This window comes from Amycolatopsis sp. MEPSY49 (assembly GCF_051337345.1).
In the GTDB taxonomy this organism is placed as follows: Bacteria; Actinomycetota; Actinomycetes; order Mycobacteriales; family Pseudonocardiaceae; genus Amycolatopsis.
Genome location: NZ_JBDLYJ010000023.1, coordinates 66,428 through 83,095 on the forward strand (window position 1 = coordinate 66,428; position 16,668 = coordinate 83,095).

Here is a 16,668-nt window from a genome sequence, read left to right on the forward strand (position 1 = left end):
CGGAACCGGCCGGCCCGGACCGGCAGCGCCACGCCCGGACCCGGCGGCCTGAACTCACTCGGCCGCGGGGGCGCCCCCCCGTCTTCCACGCTACCGAGAGGCACCGACGATTTCGGCGGAGGCGCCCTGGGCTTCGGCGGACAGGTCCTGCCACTCGTCCCACGTCGCGAGCCGGTCCGCGTAGGCCTGCTTGATCATCGAGTGGAAGCCCTGCCCGAAGAGCACTCGCAGGGGCGGGTTGGCCGAGTCGACGATCTTGAGCAGCGCCTGTGCCGCGGCGGCCGGGTCGCCGGCGGGCTGCTTGCCCGCGACTTCGGCGAGCCGGCGGCGCAGGCCGTCGTAGACCGGGCTGGCCTCGGCGACGTGCCCGTTGGCGAGCGGGTCCGGGTTCTTGCCGTCTCGGGTGGCGAACCCGCCCGGTTCGATGATCGTGACCTTGACACCGAAGCCGGCGACCTCCTTGGCCAGGGTTTCGCTCAGCGCTTCGATCGCCCACCGGGACGCCTGGTAAGCCCCGCCGAGCGGCATCGCGATGAGCCCGGCGGCCGAAGACAGCTGGATGAAGTGGCCGGCGCGCTGCTCGCGCAGGAAAGGCAGGGCGGCCTGGACGACCCACACCGGGCCGAACACGTTGGTCTCCAGCTGGGCGCGCAGGTCGGCCTCGGTCAGCTCCTCGATGGCGCCGATCTGCGCGTAGCCGGCGTTGTTCACGACGACGTCCAAGCGGCCGAAGTGCTCGGCGGCCCGCTTCACGGTCTCGAAGACGGCGGCCTTGTCGGTCACGTCCAGCACCAGCGGCAGGATTGCGTCGCCGTAGGTGGCGACGAGCGCGTCGAAGCTTTCGGTGGACCGAGCGGTGGCGGCGACCCGATCGCCGCGGCCGAGGGCGGCCTCGATGAAGCAGCGGCCCAAGCCGCGCGACGAACCCGTGACGAACCAGACCTTGCTCATGCTGTTCCCCGTTCTGCTCGTGGCATCCGATCGACCACAAGACACCGGGGGCCGGGAACCCGTGACAGCTCGGGACGTGACGCCGGCCACGCCGCCGCAACGTCCCGGGCGACCGCTAGAGCGACGAAGTCAGCCCGCGAGCCCGCAGCACCGCCCGCTCCAACGGACGGAACACCAGCAACTCGATCCCGATCCCGACCAGCAGAATCAAGAAGATCGCCGCGATCACCGTCTCGATGCTGTTCAGCGACGACCCCTGGTTCAGGTACGCGCCGAGCCCGACCCCGAGCTGCGGCGACAACGCGATCAGCTCCGCCGCCATCAGCGAGCGCCACGAGAACGCCCAGCCCTGCTTCAACCCCGCCAAGAACCCCGGCAGCGCCGCCGGCAGCAGGATGTGGCGGGCCGAGGACAGGCGGTTCGCGCCCATCACCTGGCCCACCCTCGGCAGGATCGGGGGGATCTGGTCGATGCCGGACACCAGGCCGTTCGCGATCGACGGCACCGAGCCCAGCAGCACCACGAAGTAGATCGCCGCGTCGTTGATGCCGAACCACAGGATCGCCGCCGGCACCCACGCCACCGACGGCAGGCTCTGCAGCCCCGTCAGCAGCGGCCCGATCGCCGCCCGCACCACGCGGACCTTCGCCACGATCAGGCCCAGCGGGGTGCCGATCAGCACCCCGGCGACGAAGCCGAGCGCCGCGCGGTGGACCGACGTCCAGACGAACCCGAACACCTGGCCGTCGACGACGATGCCCCAGAACTCGTTCCACACCGCGATCGGCGCGGGCAGCTGTGCTTCCGACCAGAACGCCGCCGCCCAGAGGATCTGCCAGACGACGATCAACAGGACCAGGGCGGCGAGCGGCGGCAGGAAGCCCCAGGCGAAGCGTTTCCAGAAGCTCGGACGGCGCTCGCCGATCGGGGCGTCGAGCGAGTCCAGTCCGGCGCCGACCGCGTCGAGGTCGTCTTCGGCGGACTGGTCAAGCTGCGGCATGGGTGCTGATCACCTCTCGCAGGTGCCCGGTGATTTCCTCGGTGAGCTCCTCGGCGTCGGCCAGCGGCACGTCCGTCCACTCGCGCACGACCCGGCCCGGCCGCGACGACAGGAGCACGACGCGCTGCCCGAGCCGCACGGCCTCCCGCACGTCGTGGGTCACGAACAGCACCGACGTGCCGGTGCTGCGGTAGACGCGCAGCAGCTCGCCCTGCAGGACGTCGCGGGTGATGGCGTCGAGGGCGGCGAACGGCTCGTCCATCAGCAGCAGCGCCTGCTCCGGGTCGCCGCCGACGCGCAGGGTCGCGGCCAGCGCGCGGGCCAGCGCGACGCGCTGGCGCATCCCGCCGGACAGCTCGTGCGGCCGCTTGCCGCCCGCGCCGTTCAACCGGACCAGGTCCAGCAGCTCGGCGGCCTTTTCGCGGCGCTCGGCGCGCCCGAAACCGGCCAGCCGCAGCGGCAGCTCGACGTTGCGGGCCGCCGTCAGCCACGGCATCAGCGCGGCCTCCTGGAACATGACCGCGGGCCGCGACGTGTTCAGCGTGATCTCCCCCGCCGACGGCGCGTCGAGCCCCGCGACCAGGTTCAGCAGCGTGCTCTTGCCGCAGCCGGACGCGCCGAGGAGGCAGACGAACTCGCCGGGCGCGACGGTGAGGTCGACGCCGTCGAGCGCGACGACCGCCCGGCCGGCCGGGCCGAACGTCTTGCGGACGCCGTCGAGCCGGACCGCGGTCGCGCCGGTGAAGCTGCTCCGGCCGGTCGGGAGGGTCGTGGTCATCGCTGGCTGCCTCTCCGGATCACTTGGTCAGTTCGGGGGCTTCGACGGCCGGCAGGTTCTTGGCCTTGAGCACCTCGTTCAGCGGGCCGAAGTCGGCGAAGCCCTTCAGCGCCACGGCCGACTTCACCACGCCGGCGGTCACCGAGTCCTGCGCGAGCTGCGGGAACTCGTTCGCGACGGGGTCCGTGGTCAGCTCGATGCCGGAGAACGCGCGGTCCAGGACCGCCGGGCTGAGCGTACTGCCGGCGAGCTCCTTGAGGGCGCCGTTGACCACGGTTTTCGCGTCCGCGGGGTTGGCCTTCGCCCAGTCGATCGCGGCCAGCTGGCCCTGCAGGACCGCCTTGACGGTGTCCGGGTGCTGCTGCAGGAACTCGCTGCGCACGATGACGACGGTGGTCGGGAAGCGGCCGTCCGGCCACAGGGTCTTCTCGTCGACGAGGACCTTCGCGCCGGCGTCGAGCACCAGCCGCGACGACCACGGCTCCGGCAGCCAGCCGCCGTCGAGCTCGCCCTTCTTGAAGGCGTCGAGCGTCTTCGAGTTGTCCAGGTTGGTGATCTTCACCTGGTCGGTCAGCTGCTTGCCGGCGAGGAACTTCTTGAGCGCGACGTCCTGGGTGTTGGCCAGCTGCGGCGTCGCGATGGTCTTGCCCTTGAGCCCCTCGACGCTGGTGATGTCCGGCTTGACGACGAGCTGCGCGCCGCCCGAGACGGCGCCCGAGACCAGCTGGATGGTGCCCTTGGACTTGGTGAAGGCGTTGATCGCCGGTCCGGAGCCGATGAAGGCGATGTCGAGCGAGCCGCCGAGCAGCGCGTTGACCTCTTCGGGGCCGGCGTTGAAGGTCTGGGTGGTGAGCTTGGTCGAGCCCAGCTCCTGCTTGAAGAAGTCCTTCTTGACGCCGATCAGTGCGGGCGCGTGCGTGACGTTCGGGAAGAAGCCGAGCCGCACTTCGGCGGCGGTCCCCTGGTTCGCGGCCGGGCCGGTGGTGCTGTCGGCACGGGAACAGCCCGCGAGCACGCCCACGACGGTCAGGACGGCCAGCGCCGAGGCCAGGAAGCGGGGGGTTCTGCGGTGGGTGCGCACGTCGGCGTCGCCTTTCGGGGTCGGTGTCGGGGCGAGGTTCGCACGGTCACCCACTAAGGCGCATAGCCATCCGCATCCCGGGAAATCGGCTGAGATTCCTTGACATCGGTCTCGGAGTGCGCCTATGGGCAACCATCCGGCCCGCTCGCGCGTGATGCCCTCGACGACTCTCAGGGGGAATGGATGAAGACGGTCGCGGACATCCGGCTCACGGTCATGGTGTCGCTCGCGGTGTGGGCGGGCTGCGCCCTCGGGCCGATCGGCGCCGACTGGCTGACCACGCTCGGCGTGGGCGAGTGGCCGGCCGTGGTGCTGGTCGCCGGCCTGGGCCTGCTCGGCCTGGCCGGCGGCGTCCTGTACTGGTGGCGCACGGGGAAGCGCCCGGCCGGCCGGGAGGTTCCGCTGCTCGGCGCGACGGCCCCGGCCGCCGTCCTCGGGCTGTCCGGCCTGGTCACCGGGTCGGCGTCCCGGGGTCACACTTTCGTGCTCGTCTTCATGGCAGTTCCGCTGGCGATCTTCCTGCTGGTCGCCGCGGTGCGGTGGCGTACCGTCCGGCGCACGGAGGCAACCTCCCCTGTCACCCGAACGTGATAGGAGTGACGACGGATTCGGGAGGGGACATGACGAGCCGACGGGGCCAGGGAGCCACCGGCGTCCGCGTGGCGCTGGTCGTGCTGTTCATCGGGATGGGCCAGGCGACGTTCGAGTGGTTCGGGTCACTCGGCATGGACGCGGTGACGAGCCTGGTGGTGTGGGCGATCCCGGTGCTGACCGGGGCGGCGGTGACGCTGGTGCTTTGGGTGGCGTCGGACCGCGCTTTCGCATTGCGGAACTGGCTGCCGGTGGCGGTGAGTATCCCGGTTTACCTGGGTGGGGCTTTCGGGTTGGCCACCGCCAGCGCGAGTTTGGTGGCTTCGGTGGTTACCGGGGTCGGGTTCGGGATCGCTGTCGTGGCGGTCGCGGGGTTGCTGCGCTCGCGGCGGCGTACTGAGGCCCGGAACTAGCTGGCTGGCTGGCTGGCTGGCTGGCTGGCTGTCGAGTTGTCCACAGCCCGGGCGTGATGTGGATGAGCCCGCCCGGGCTGTGGTTTCAGCCCTGTTTCTGTCGGACCACCCCGATACGCTGGAAGCGGGCAGGCCCCCAGGGAGGGCGGGGTCTTGTGTGGGTCTTGTGGGGGCGGCGGGTCAGCGGCGCAGGAGCAACGACACGTCGCCGAACTCGTGCCACAGGTACCGGCGCTGCACCGCCGCGTCGTACGCGCGCTGGACCAGCTCGCGGCCCGCCACCGCCTCCAGCAGCAGCAAATGCGACGCGTCCGGCGCGTGCAGGCCCGTCACGATGCCGTCCACCACCCTGGCCGGACGGTCCGGGCCCAGCACCAGATTCGTCCACCCCGAAGCCGCACCGAGCTGGACCGAAGACTCCAACGCCCGCGCCGCCGTCGTTCCCACCGCGATCACCCGGCCCCCTTGTGATCGGACCCAGGACACCAAAGCCGACGTCGGAGCCGGCACCCGGTACCTCTCCGCCTGTGGTGGCTCGCCCGCTTCCGGTGACGACACCCCCGTGTGCAGCACCAGCGGCGCGAACAGCACCCCGTCCGTGACCAGCCGCGTCACCAACGACGACGTGAACGGCCGCGCCGCCGAGGGCATCTCCGCGCTTCCCGGCTCGCGGGCGAACACCGTCTGGTAATCCGACAGCGGCCACTCGCCCGGCACGTACCCGTAGCGGATCGGCCGGCCCAGCTCCGCCAGGAGGCCCGGGACCGGCACCGACACTGTCGCCTGCCACAGCCGCCGGGAATCCGGGGCGAACGGGGCCACCAAAGTCAGCGACGCGCCGCCGGGCAACGACACCCGCTCTCCCGCGCGACCGTCCAGCAACGGGCCATGCGGAGCGCGCAGCTCGACGATCCAGGAACCGTCGTCGAGCGACGTCGAGAAGTGGACCGCTATCGGACGTCCGTCGCGGACGGCGTCCACCGCCGCCGGGAGGGTTCCCGAGGTGTTCACCACCAGCAAGTCGCCCGGCCGCAAGAACGAGCCCAACGACGAGAACACCGAATGGTGGACGCCCGCCGGCGAGGCCACCAGCAAGCGGACCCCGTCGCGCGCGAGGCCGCGGGACTCCGGTGGCGCCGATGCCGACAGCTCCGAGGGCAGGTCGAACCGGATGTTCATGCCGGCACCAGCAGGTCCGCCGCGCGGTAGCGGCCGCTCGGCGGGCGCTCGTCCAGCAGCCGCAGGAACGCCGGGACCGCCGTCGACGGCAGCGGCCGGTCCGAGATGTCCTCGCCCGGGAACGCTCGCTGGTGCATCTCCGTGCGCAGGTCGCCCGGGTCGACCGCGTACACCGCCAGCTCCGGGTTCTCCACGCCCAGCACCGCCGTCAGCTGGTCGAGCGCCGCCTTCGCCGAGCCGTAACCTCCCCAGCCCTCGTACGCTTCGACCGCCGCGTCCGAGCTGATGTCGATGACCGTGCCGCGCGCCGCCGTCAATGCGGGCAGCAGCAACTGCGCCAACGCCAACGGCGCGAACACGTTGACGCGGTAGACGTTTTCCAGTTCCGCCAAGGGATAGCGCGAAAGCGGCGGCAGCGGGCTGACACCCAGGGAACTGGCGTTGTTGACGAGCAGGTCGAGTGACGGACAAGCGGCGGCGAGCGACGCGCGGTGGGCCGGGTCGGCGACGTCGCCGGGAACGGCCGTGAAGCCGATCTCCCCGGCGGCAGCCGAAAGCGCGGCCGCGTCCCGGCCGTCGCCGATGACCGTCCACTTGCGACTCACCAGGGCGGCGGCGAGGGCGCGGCCCAGGCCCGCGGATGCTCCGGTGACGAGTGCGGTTGGCATGGTTCCTCCTTCGAGGGGTACCACACCATCGTCAACCCTCTACATTACTTGAGGTCAACGCGGCGGCGGAGCAGGAAATACGCTGCCAGCGAAACGACCAGCCCGACGTAGTACGCGAGGTCCGCGCCGTGCAGCGCCGCCGCGACCGGTCCCGTGTAGAGGGACGTGTTCATGAACGGCACCGCCGCGCCGAAGCCCACCACGAACGCCACCAGCGCCGCCCACGGCCGCGCGGACGTCGACGCCAGGACGTCCACCCGATGCCCGCCGCGGGTGCGCGCCAGCCAGTCCGGGACGACGACGCCGAGGAACGGCGGGATCCAGTAGCTCACGAACAGCAGGACGTTCTCGAACTTCGCCGACAGGTCGCCGCTGTGCATCCAAAGGATCAGCCCGAACGCCAGCACCGTGACGACCACCGCCGACACCGGGCGCCGCAGCCGGACGCCGACCGTCTGGAGGGCGAGCGAGCCGCTGTAGTCGTTCATCGCGTTCGACGACACCGCCGCGAGCGCGATCACCGCCAGCGCCAGCGCGCCCAGGAACCCGCCGCCGAGCAGGTGCGCGACGCCGGCCGCCGTCTGGTCGCCCAGCGACGACCCCAGCGCCAGCCCGAGGCTCTCGCCGATCGCGTACGAAGCGACCAGGCCGAGCAGCGTCGCCCAAAAGACGCTGCGCGACGACGTCGAAACCGGCAGGTACCGGCTGAAGTCCGACGCGTACGGCGCCCAGGAGATCGCCAGCGACAGGGTGATCGTCGTGAACAGGACGACCCCGCCGGCCAGGTCGGCGCCCGAAGCCGTGTCAGCCAACGCGATCGGGTGTCCGGAAAGGACTTTCACGGCCAGCGCGGCGAACGCGAGCACCAGCAGCACGCTCATCACCGCCTGCACGCGGTGGATCAGCGCGTAGCCGAACACGCCGAGGGCGCACTGCAGCACCAGCACGATCAGCACCGCGGCCCAGAACGGCAGCCCGGTCAGCTCGGAAAGCGCCTCGCCGCCGAACAGGCCGACCAGCGCGTCCCAGGCGATCGAGCCGAGCCACTGGACGAGTCCCGGCAGCACGACTCCGCCGCCGAAGGGCAGCCGGGCCAGGGGCAGCTGGCCGGTGCCGGTGCGCGGCCCCCACGTCGACAGGTACGCCACCGGCAGCGACCCCAGCACGGTGCCGGCGAGCATCGCGGCCAGGCCGGTCCAGAACCCGAGGCCGAGCGACGCGGCGAGCGTGCCGGTGAACACCGCCGTCATCGTCAGGTTCGGCGCGAACCACACGCTGAACAGCCGCCACGGCCGCCCGAACCGGTTGCCCTCCGGCACCGGTTTGATGCCGTGGGTTTCGATCGCCAGGTCACGGCCGCCGGTGGGCATCCGCCCGCCGAAGACCTCGGCACCCAGTCCGCTCATGTGCTGCCTCCTGTCCGCGGATCACCCTAAAGCGCGCCCGCGTGGTGTAACGCGACGGCCCGAACGGGCGAATCACGGTTAGCCGCTGCCGGACCGCTCCTCATAGCCGCCAGGATTGCCCGGCGAGGCACACCGGGAGGGTTGCGTGGTGCAGCATCCGCGGACACTGGCGATGACCGGCCTGCTGGCCGCCGGTTTCGCGCTCGGCGTCACGGCGTTGACCCTGAAGGCGGGCGAAGGCAGCCACTCCGCGCTCGACACGGCGCTCAGCACCGCGACCGGGTTCCTGTTCCTGCTCGCCGGCGCCGTCGCGCACGTGCGGCGCCCGGCCAACCCGATCGGCGTGCTCATCGCGCTCGCCGGGGTCGCGGTCTTCCTCGAAGACCTGCAGTTCACGCGCAGTCCGGTGCTGTACACGATCGCCGTGCCGCTGCGCGCCGCGTCCAGCCCGGTGATCGCGCACCTCGTGCTCGCGTTCCCGCACGGCAGGCTCCGGTCGCGGTGGGAACGGCTGCTCGTCGCGTCGGCCTACCTCGTGGTGTTCGCGCTGGGCGTGCTCGGGCTCCTGGTCAGCGACGACCCGCGCGACCTGCTGGCGGTCTCGGCCGACCCGGCGAGCGGCGTGTTCGCCGACCGCGTGCTGGAGCTCGCGGCCACGGCCATCAGCGCCGGCGTGATCGTCGTGCTCCTCTACCGGTGGCTGACCGGGCAGCTGCCGCAGCGGCGGCTGCTCTCCCCGGTGATCGCGATCGCGTTGTTCGGCGCGCTCGCGTCCGGCGCCGGGACCGCGCTCGGCGACGGCCATCCGCTGTCCGACCCGCTGTTGCAGGTCTACCGGGTCCTGTTCTGCCTGTGGCCGCTGGCTTTCCTGGCCGGTGTGCTGCGCGCCCGCGTCGGGAACGCCGAGATGATCCGGCTGCTGCTGGAGCGCGACGGCACCGGGCTGGCGGCGCTGGTGCAGGACGACGAGGTGTGGAAGGACAGCCGCTCGATCGACGCGCTCAACGCGGCCGCCGGGCTCGTGCTCGACAACCAGCGGCTCACCGCCGAGCTGGAGCAGCGGCTGGCCGAGGTGCGGGCGTCGCGCGCGCGGCTCGTCGCGGCCGGCGACGAGGAGCGCCGCCGCCTGGAGCGCGACCTGCACGACGGCGCCCAGCAGCGGCTCGTGAGCGTCGTGCTGCTGCTGCGGATGGCCGGCCGCCGGTACGGCGCGTCGCTGCCGGCCGAGGTCCGGGCACTGCTGTCCGGCACGGTCGACGAACTGCAGACGGCGATCACCGAGCTGCGCGAGCTCGCCCGCGGCATCCGCCCGGCGATCCTGACGGAGGCGGGGCTGGTCGCGGCGGTCCGGTCGCTGGCCGACCGCATCCCGATGGAGGTGGCCCTGACGGTCGGCACGGTGCCCCGGCTGGACTCGGCGGTCGAGGCGACGGCGTACTTCGTGACGTCGGAGGCGTTGACGAACGCGATGAAGCACGCGCAGACCGACCACGTGAACGTGCGGATCGCGGTCGAGGGCGACGAACTGCGGGTGGCCGTCACCGACATCGGCGTCGGCGGCGCGGACATCGAGGGCGGCACGGGCCTGGCGGGCCTGCGGGACCGCGTCCAGGCGCTCGGCGGCGAACTCTCCGTGGTCAGCGACGACGGCGGCACCGCGGTGAGCGCGGTCATCCCCCTGGTCGGCGAAAAGCCGTGAAGGCCTCCTTACCGGACGAAAACGCCGGTAAGGAGGCCTTCACGGACTTCGAACTAGACGAGCAGCAGGAACAGCAGCCCGTTGGGCGTGCCGAGACCCGTCACGTCGTCGTAGCCGGGGGTGGTGTGGATGGTCAGGCCCTGGTAGTCGAGCGTGCGCACCGAGGTGAGCAGACCGTCCGAAGCGTCGACCGAGTTCGCGTAGTCGACGCGCTCCACCGCGGCGTCCACGTGCTTCACGTCGCTGATCGCCGCGGTGCGGGAGGTCAGCTTGTAGATCACGGGGTTGATGAAGCCGTGGTGGAAGTGGTCGAAGCTGTCGGCCACGGCCATGATGCCGGCGAACACCGGCGACGCGAGGCTCGTGCCGCCGATCCGGTACTGGTCGTAGTAGGCGCCGTCCGGGAAGGTCTGCGTCTGGCCGACCAGGAAGCCGGTGTTCGGGTCGCCGACCGCGGAGATGTCCGGGACGACCCGGCCCTTCTTGTGGCCGACCTGGTTCTTCGTCGACAGCGCGTCCGGCACGACGCCCTTCTGGTAGAAGGGCTGCTCGAACAGGCGGCTGGTGCCGCCGCCGGAACCGCTGGTGTAGGCGGCGGGGCCGTAGACGCCGTTGGTCAGCGTCGACTTGCTGGTCTCCCAGCCGGTCTCGAAGATCCGCTTGCCGTCCTTGCCGATCGCGATGGACGTACCGCCGACCGCGGTGATCCACGGCGCCGAGGCGGAGAAGTCCGGCGACGGCGTGCCGAGACGCGCGACCTCGTCACCGTTGTCGCCCGAGGAGAAGTAGACGCCGATGCCCTCGAGCACCGCCTGCAGCGAGATCTGGTTGAACACCTTGACCTCGTCGGCCGGGATGTCCTCGCCGGTGTCGCCGTAGGAGTTCGACACGATGTCGGCCTTGTGGCCGGCGATCACGTAGTTCAGCGCCACGTCGAGGGCGTTGTCCTCACAAGACTCGCCGCCGACGTACAGGATGTCGGCGCCCGGCGCGAGACCGTGGGCGGCCTCGACGTCGAGGGTCTCCTCGCCGTACCAGCCCGCCGCGTCGCACTGGTCCGGCGGCTCGAGGACCGGGTTCGCCGGGAAGACGTGCTGCTTGAACTGGCTCGCCTTCAGCGGGTGCGCCGGGTCGTTCTTCTTGGCGTACGTGCTGGCGTCGGAATAGATGGTCGGCGAGGCGAACGCGTCCACAATGGCGATCGTGGTGCCCTTGCCGTCCGCGCCGACCTTGTCGACGCCGTAGGCCGACCGCAGCTGCGCGGGGGTGTAGCCGCAGGGCGCGTACGGCAGGTGCTGGCCGTTGTAGGCGGGATCGGTGGTGTCGATCTTCTCGCCGTAGTAGGCGCTGCAGGGCCGCGCGTTGCGGAAGCCGGGGCCGGGCGGGACGTCGGCCGGCGTCGCGGCACCGGTCGCGTGGTCCGGCTTGAACAGGTTGGTCGCCTGGTCGACACCGACGACGCCGAGGACGTCGTTCGCCAGGTTGGCCGGCACCGACAGGTTCTTGTCGGCGGCCCGGAGGGTCTGGCCCTTGACCTTGTACTTGGCCAGCTTGACGTCGAACGCCTTCTGCGTCTGGTCGGCGGTGCCGGTGGCCTCGACGTAGGCGCGGTTCGACGGGATGTCGCCGATGCTGAACCCGCTGCCGGTCAGCCACGCCTTGACGGCGTTCACCGTCGCGTCGCTGGCGGCGAAGCGGTCGCGCACCTGGTCCGGGCTGAGGTACTGGCGGTAGGTCCTGCTGTCCGGATCGGACACGGCCTGGGCCAGCGCTTCGGCACCGGCGTTGTCGCGCTGGTTCAGGTAAACCCGGAAGCTCAGCTTCGACGCGGGCGCCGTGTCGGCGACCTTCGCCTGCGCGTTCGCCCACAACGGGTGCGACTGCGGAATGTCCTGACGCCCCTGCGCGGACGCCGTGGCCGGCAGGGCGCCGGTCAGGCCACCCACCACCGCGAGCGAAAGGAGCAGGGTGGAGCTTCTTCGCACAGAAATCTCCCTCTTCGAAAGCGGCCCCCAGAAATGGGCCTGGAACACCGGACGAGACTAGATCGGTGTTCCGCTCGCGGGGAAGTGCTTGCGGAACCGTTATCTGGTCGCGAATTCACTCGCCTCGGCGCGTGGTACGGAAATCCGATTTGTCGGCCGGAAAACGCGAGGAATGAGTTTGTATGCGAGGTACGTCCGGTTCGTGGCCGTACCGCGGAACACGCGGGTTCGCCCTCTGCCACCTACCAAAGTAGGGTGCTCCGTCCACACCGGACAGTCCGGGGACGGCGGTAGTTCGGCCGTCAGGCGCGCGCTGCCAGCCGTTGGTCCACCGCGGCCGGGGAAAACACCGACTCGACGACCATCGCCACCGCGCCGCCGAGCGCCTCGCCGCGCCCGCCGATTTCGACGCGCAGGTTCCGCGTCGAGCGCGGCAGCGCCCGCCGGTAGAGCACTTCCCGGACGCCGGCGACGAAATGCGGCTCGGCGAGGTCGCCCGCCACCACCAGGACGCCCGGGTTGACCACGCAGACCAGCGTCGCCAGGACCTCGCCCACCTGTCGGCCGGCCTCTTCGGCCAGGCGCACGGCGGCCGGTTCGCCGGCCAGGATCCGCTCGCGGACGCCCGAGCCCGACGTCGTCGGCAGGCCGAGTCCGGTCAGCCGCGCGGCGAGCGCGCCGCCGCCGGCGACCGCCGCGAGGCAGCCCGTCGAGCCGCACAGGCAGCGCGCGTCCGGGTGGCCCGGCAGGCGGACGTGCCCGATGTCGCCGGCGCCGCCGTCGATGCCGCGGTAGACCTCGCCGCCGATCACCAGCCCCGCGCCGATGCCGGTGGACACCTTGACGACCACGAGGGCTTCGGAGTCCGGGTAGCGGGCGCGGTGCTCGCCCAGGGCCATCAGGTTGGCGTCGTTGTCGACCAGCACCGGGGCGCCGAACCGCGGGCCCAGGTGGGTGTCGATGGGGTAGCCGTCCCAGCCGGGCATGATCGGCGGCTGGGTGACGCTGGTGCGGCCTGGCTCGACCGGGCCGGGTACGGAGATGCCGATGCCGCACACCGGAGGGCCGCCGGCCTGGCCGGGCTTGGCTGCCGCAGTGCCGCGCAGCCTGCCGGTTGAGCCGGGTTCGGCCGCGGCTGCGCCGCCCGGCCGGGCCGCCGGGCCGGGGTTGGCTGCCGCGGTGTCGCGCGGCCGGCCGGCCGGGCCGGGGTTGGCTGCCGCAGTGTCGCGCGGTTGGCCGACTGAGCCCGGTACGGCCTCCGCCGCGCCACCCGGCCGGCCGGGCGACTGCCCCGGCGGCCGCGGTCCGGCGGGCGGGTGCCCGCGATGGTCGCCCTGAAGCGATCCCAGTTCCGCCAGCATCGACTCGAACCACTCCGCGATCCGGTCGAGCACGGCCTCCGGCCCGTCGGCGACACGCAACTCGCCCTCACGGTGAGCCAGCCGCCGTCCCGCCAGGTCGGTCACCGCTGCTTCGGCGTGCATCGTGTCGATGCTCGCCGCGAGGACCACCGCGTGCTCGTCGTCGAACCGCAGCTGCCGCGCCGGGCGGCCGCCGGTCGAGTCCTCGTGGCCCCCCTCGGCCAGCAAGCCCGCGCCGAGGAGCTGGTCCAGCCGGGCCGTGAGCGTCGTGCGCGACAGCCCTGTGCTGGTCAGGAGCGCTTTCCGGGTCGTCGCCCGCTCACTCCGGACCAGTTGCAGCAGCTCCCCGGCACTCGCCGACATCACGCCCCTCCCGAACTTTTGTCCATTGACAATACACAAGTCGGAGATAGATTGGACATATGGATGTAACACGAGCCGCGGCGGTCCTGGACGGCAACTGGCTCGGCTCGTCGACCGTGCCCTCGCGCTCGCTCTACCCGCACCAGTGGAGCTGGGACTCGGCCTTCATCGCCATCGGCCTGCGCCACTCCGCACCCGCGCGGGCCCGCCGCGAGCTGCTGACGCTGTTCTCCGCGCAGTGGCGCGACGGCCGCGTCCCGCACATCCTCTTCAACCCGGACACCCCGGCCGAGGCGTACTTCCCCGGCCCGGCGTTCTGGCGCGCCGGGCGGACGTCGGGGCTGGTCCAGCCGCCGGTGCACGCGCGGGCCGTGCTCGCGGTGCACCAGGCCGAGCCCGACCGCACGTTCCTCGCCACGCTGTACCCGAAGCTGCGGGCCTGGCACGAGTACCTCCGAACCCACCGGGACGCCGGCGGGCGCGGGCTGGCGGCGATCGTGCACCCGTGGGAGTCCGGGATGGACAACAGCCCGGCCTGGGACGGCCCGCTCTCGCGCGTCACGCCGTCGACCGGGTTCGTCCGCCGCGACCTGGAGCACGGCGCCGCCGCCGACCGCCCGAGCGACGAGGACTACGGCCGGTACGTCCGGCTCGCGGCGGACTACCGGGACCACGGCTACGAAGGGTTCGGCGAGTTCGTCGTCGAAGACCCGGGCTTCAACGCGCTGCTGGCCGACGCCGAGCTGGCGCTGGCCGAGATCGCCGGCGAGCTGGGCCTGCCCGCGGCCGCCGCCACGCACCGCGAGTCCGCCGCGCGCGTCGCGAAGGCCATGCAGGAAACGCTGTGGGACAACGACTTCTTCTTCGCCCGTGACGTCCGCACCGGCCTGCGGCTGCCCGAATACACGTGCGCGGGCCTGCTGCCGCTGCTGCTGCCCGACCTGGCCGTCGCCCCGGCACTGCTGGCGACGGCCACCGGGCCGCGGTTCCGGCTCGGGCGCGTGCACGGCGTCCCGAGCCACGACCTGACCGCGCCGACGTTCGACCCGGGCCGCTACTGGCGCGGCCCGTCGTGGGCGAACGTCGGCTGGCTGGTCCGGCAGGGACTGCTGCACCACGGCGAGCACGCCTTGGCCTCGCGGCTGGGAGCCGACCTCGTCGAAACCGCGCTGCGGACGGACTTCGCCGAGTACGTGGACCCGTTGACCGGCGCCGGGCACGGGGCCCGGTCGTTCGGCTGGACCGCCGCGCTGACCCTGGACCTGGTGGCTCAGCCCGCCGCGGTCGCGTAGTCCGAACCCAGCCAGGTCTCGTCGATCCGCAGGCGCTTGTACCGCGTGCTGTCGCTCGACGCCGCGTACGTGCTCGTCACCTGCAGGCGGACGTACCTCGCCGTCACCGCGGTCAGGTCGACGAACTGGACGCCGCGGTGGCTCGGGAGCGTTCCGGACTTCACCGCGCTCCCCCAGTTCTTGCCGTCGTCCGACACGTACACCTTGTACGCCTTGATCCGCGCCGACTGCTCGCTGTCCGACCGCGCGTAGCTGACCGAATCCTCGCGCTGGTTGACGCCGAGGTACTGGACCTTCTTCGCCGACCCGAGGTCGTAGTCGAGGTTCACCGGCAGGGTCTTGTTGTTGTCGAAGTACGTCAGGTAGTCGCCGTCGCTCGCCGACTGTCCACTGTGTCCGCTCGCGGACGCGCTCGCCTTGAGCGTCACGGTCTTCGGGTCGTACGTGCCCGTGCGGCCGGCCGTCTCGACCTTGAACACCGTGTCGTAGGTGTCCCATCCGGACAGTCCCGTCAGGGTCAGGCTGCCGCCGCCCTGGCCGAAGGAGATCGCCGCGCCGGTGCGGAGGTTCGTCACCTTCGAGACGCGGTAGCCGTTGTCGCGGATCTTCAGGGTGCTGCCCGACGGCTTGGTCAGGACGTGCACGTACTGCGTCGCGCCCTTGATGGTGATGACGCCGTGGGCGCCGTCGTTCCAGAAGCCCGGCTGCATGCCGCCGTACATGTACCCGGCACCTTCGGTGCCACCGAGCGATTCCCAGATCCCGTCGAGGAATCCGGCGGCGAAGTTGTTGAACGCCTCCTGGTTCGACGGGAACTTCCCGTTCACCATCGCCGTCTCGGCCATCAGGGACTTGATCGACGACCCCGAGTTCGTCACCAGCCGGCCGATGTTGAGCGCCTTGTTCACCGCCGAGTTCGAACCGCCGTACCACCACGAGCCGGTGTCGGGCAGCTTGAAGCACGCCTCGGTGAGCCGCGGCATCGCCGTGTAGGTCGCCTGCGGGTAGTCGTACGCCGGCGACATGCCGGTCTTCTGCTCGTTGCTGATCGTGTCCATGATCGGCGTGTCTTCGTTGTTGTTGCTCAGCAGGTAGTCGGGTCGCTGCTGGTAGATCTGCCGGTAGAGGTCGTGCGACTCCCAGTACGCGTTGTCGTTGTCGATCCAGAACCCGGCGAGGTCGGGGTAGTTCTTCATCACCTCGAAGAAGTTGTCGTAGCTGAACTGGCCGAAGCCGTCCTGGCTGTCGAGGTTGACGGTCTTGCCCTTGTACTTCGAGTAGCCGGCCGAGTCGAGCCACTCGTGGCCGCCCTCGTCGTGCCACTGGGCGTCGTTGGTCATGTACAGGATGACCTTCAGGCCCTGGGGTTTCGCCGCCGCGATCAGCTCGCCGAGGAAGTCCCGCTTGGTGGTGCAGCTGCCCGGGATCTTCGACGGCCAGGCCCGCGAGTAGCCGAGCCGGCTGTGGAACGACGCCAGCACGAGGTACGACGCGTGCAGCTTCTTGGCTTCGGTGACCCAGTAGGCGGGACTCCACCCGCCGTCGGTGATCGCCTTTTCCCAGGCGCTGCAACTGGTGTAGCCGGGTGACGTGCGCATGCCCCAGTGCAGGAACAGGCCCGCCTGGCTGTCGCGCAGCCACTGCTGGGACGGCTTCTGCAGGTCGGCCGCCGCCGGCGCCGCGGCGAGCCCGGCCACTACCAGCAGCGAAGCGCACGCGGCGAAGACCCGGCGCAGGAACTTGGCTGACATGAACGACCTCCCAGTGGTCTGGTCCACTCGGTGGTGTACTCCTGGTTCGAAGGCGCGGTCAATACTGAGATCCGACCTTTTCACGCAGTCCCAGCGGCCGGTACATCGCGACTACGGCCGTTCGGGTTAAATATCTGATATATGACACGA

14 protein-coding genes are annotated in these 16,668 nt (G+C 71.2%); 4 read left to right on the forward strand and 10 right to left on the reverse strand.

The features are described from left to right. Positions 1-90 precede the first annotated feature (90 nt). The 4 genes from ABFJ78_RS48330 to ABFJ78_RS48345 form a co-directional block, all read right to left on the reverse strand. Entirely contained in the window at positions 91-951 is an 861-nt protein-coding gene (locus tag ABFJ78_RS48330; protein ID WP_436394339.1) for an SDR family NAD(P)-dependent oxidoreductase, read from the reverse strand. A 115-nt stretch (positions 952-1,066) separates the two neighbouring features. Next, complete coding sequence (locus tag ABFJ78_RS48335; protein WP_436394341.1) at positions 1,067-1,951, reverse strand: ABC transporter permease; 885 nt, start codon at positions 1,949-1,951, stop codon at positions 1,067-1,069. Further along, on the reverse strand, positions 1,938-2,729 hold the full coding sequence (locus ABFJ78_RS48340; protein WP_436394343.1) for an ABC transporter ATP-binding protein: 792 nt from the start codon (positions 2,727-2,729) through the stop codon (positions 1,938-1,940). Before ABFJ78_RS48340 ends, ABFJ78_RS48335 begins: the two co-directional genes overlap by 14 nt. A gap of 19 nt (positions 2,730-2,748) precedes the next feature. Then, positions 2,749-3,810, reverse strand: a complete 1,062-nt coding sequence (locus ABFJ78_RS48345) for an ABC transporter substrate-binding protein (RefSeq protein ID WP_436394345.1) — start codon at positions 3,808-3,810, stop codon at positions 2,749-2,751. Positions 3,811-3,993: 183 nt separating this feature from the next. On the opposite strand from ABFJ78_RS48345, the gene ABFJ78_RS48350 reads away from it, so the two are divergent. Continuing rightward, positions 3,994-4,401: a hypothetical protein gene (locus ABFJ78_RS48350; protein WP_436394347.1), complete on the forward strand. Its 408-nt coding sequence runs from the start codon at positions 3,994-3,996 to the stop codon at positions 4,399-4,401. Between the two features lie 29 nt (positions 4,402-4,430). Further along, positions 4,431-4,814, forward strand: a complete 384-nt coding sequence (locus ABFJ78_RS48355; protein ID WP_436394349.1) for a hypothetical protein — start codon at positions 4,431-4,433, stop codon at positions 4,812-4,814. A 180-nt stretch (positions 4,815-4,994) separates the two neighbouring features. Here ABFJ78_RS48355 and ABFJ78_RS48360 read toward each other — a convergent pair whose 3' ends face one another. From ABFJ78_RS48360 to ABFJ78_RS48370, 3 genes are read right to left on the reverse strand one after another with little or no spacing between them, the layout of a single operon-like run. Then, positions 4,995-5,993 carry an S-adenosylmethionine:tRNA ribosyltransferase-isomerase gene (locus ABFJ78_RS48360; protein WP_436394351.1) on the reverse strand — a complete coding sequence of 333 codons (999 nt, stop codon included), beginning with the start codon at positions 5,991-5,993 and terminating at the stop codon, positions 4,995-4,997. Further along, the gene (locus tag ABFJ78_RS48365; protein ID WP_436394353.1) at positions 5,990-6,661 is read right to left on the reverse strand and encodes an SDR family NAD(P)-dependent oxidoreductase; all 672 of its coding nucleotides are present in this window, start codon (positions 6,659-6,661) and stop codon (positions 5,990-5,992) included. Before ABFJ78_RS48365 ends, ABFJ78_RS48360 begins: the two co-directional genes overlap by 4 nt. Positions 6,662-6,705: 44 nt before the next feature. Further along, positions 6,706-8,067 carry a purine-cytosine permease family protein gene (locus ABFJ78_RS48370; protein ID WP_436394355.1) on the reverse strand — a complete coding sequence of 454 codons (1,362 nt, stop codon included), beginning with the start codon at positions 8,065-8,067 and terminating at the stop codon, positions 6,706-6,708. 148 nt (positions 8,068-8,215) lie between these two features. Here ABFJ78_RS48370 and ABFJ78_RS48375 point away from each other — a divergent pair, with 148 nt between their 5' ends. Continuing rightward, the gene (locus tag ABFJ78_RS48375; RefSeq protein WP_436394395.1) at positions 8,216-9,766 is read left to right on the forward strand and encodes a sensor histidine kinase; all 1,551 of its coding nucleotides are present in this window, start codon (positions 8,216-8,218) and stop codon (positions 9,764-9,766) included. Positions 9,767-9,819: 53 nt separating this feature from the next. Here ABFJ78_RS48375 and ABFJ78_RS48380 read toward each other — a convergent pair whose 3' ends face one another. Then, positions 9,820-11,751, reverse strand: coding sequence for a S53 family peptidase (locus ABFJ78_RS48380; RefSeq protein ID WP_436394357.1), 1,932 nt, complete (start codon positions 11,749-11,751; stop codon positions 9,820-9,822). Positions 11,752-12,053: 302 nt separating this feature from the next. Further along, positions 12,054-13,475, reverse strand: coding sequence for an ROK family protein (locus tag ABFJ78_RS48385; RefSeq protein ID WP_436394359.1), 1,422 nt, complete (start codon positions 13,473-13,475; stop codon positions 12,054-12,056). Positions 13,476-13,534: 59 nt separating this feature from the next. On the opposite strand from ABFJ78_RS48385, the gene ABFJ78_RS48390 reads away from it, so the two are divergent. Then, positions 13,535-14,767 carry an MGH1-like glycoside hydrolase domain-containing protein gene (locus ABFJ78_RS48390; protein ID WP_436394361.1) on the forward strand — a complete coding sequence of 411 codons (1,233 nt, stop codon included), beginning with the start codon at positions 13,535-13,537 and terminating at the stop codon, positions 14,765-14,767. On the opposite strand, the gene ABFJ78_RS48395 is transcribed toward ABFJ78_RS48390, so the two are convergent. Continuing rightward, positions 14,746-16,518, reverse strand: coding sequence for a discoidin domain-containing protein (locus ABFJ78_RS48395; RefSeq protein ID WP_436394363.1), 1,773 nt, complete (start codon positions 16,516-16,518; stop codon positions 14,746-14,748). The two genes, ABFJ78_RS48390 and ABFJ78_RS48395, sit on opposite strands and share 22 nt — an antisense overlap. Between the last annotated feature and the right edge of the window lie 150 nt (positions 16,519-16,668).

What these genes read in the sequence shown, in the direction of transcription:
- ABFJ78_RS48330 (WP_436394339.1), bottom strand. Translation starts at nt 951, where the DNA reads ATGAGCAAGGTCTGGTTCGTCACGGGTTCGTCGCGCGGCTTGGGCCGC.
- ABFJ78_RS48335 (WP_436394341.1), bottom strand. Translation starts at nt 1,951, where the DNA reads ATGCCGCAGCTTGACCAGTCCGCCGAAGACGACCTCGACGCGGTCGGC.
- ABFJ78_RS48340 (WP_436394343.1), bottom strand. Translation starts at nt 2,729, where the DNA reads ATGACCACGACCCTCCCGACCGGCCGGAGCAGCTTCACCGGCGCGACC.
- ABFJ78_RS48350 (WP_436394347.1), top strand. Translation starts at nt 3,994, where the DNA reads ATGAAGACGGTCGCGGACATCCGGCTCACGGTCATGGTGTCGCTCGCG.
- ABFJ78_RS48355 (WP_436394349.1), top strand. Translation starts at nt 4,431, where the DNA reads ATGACGAGCCGACGGGGCCAGGGAGCCACCGGCGTCCGCGTGGCGCTG.
- ABFJ78_RS48360 (WP_436394351.1), bottom strand. Translation starts at nt 5,993, where the DNA reads ATGAACATCCGGTTCGACCTGCCCTCGGAGCTGTCGGCATCGGCGCCA.
- ABFJ78_RS48365 (WP_436394353.1), bottom strand. Translation starts at nt 6,661, where the DNA reads ATGCCAACCGCACTCGTCACCGGAGCATCCGCGGGCCTGGGCCGCGCC.
- ABFJ78_RS48370 (WP_436394355.1), bottom strand. Translation starts at nt 8,067, where the DNA reads ATGAGCGGACTGGGTGCCGAGGTCTTCGGCGGGCGGATGCCCACCGGC.
- ABFJ78_RS48385 (WP_436394359.1), bottom strand. Translation starts at nt 13,475, where the DNA reads ATGTCGGCGAGTGCCGGGGAGCTGCTGCAACTGGTCCGGAGTGAGCGG.
- ABFJ78_RS48390 (WP_436394361.1), top strand. Translation starts at nt 13,535, where the DNA reads ATGGATGTAACACGAGCCGCGGCGGTCCTGGACGGCAACTGGCTCGGC.
- ABFJ78_RS48395 (WP_436394363.1), bottom strand. Translation starts at nt 16,518, where the DNA reads ATGTCAGCCAAGTTCCTGCGCCGGGTCTTCGCCGCGTGCGCTTCGCTG.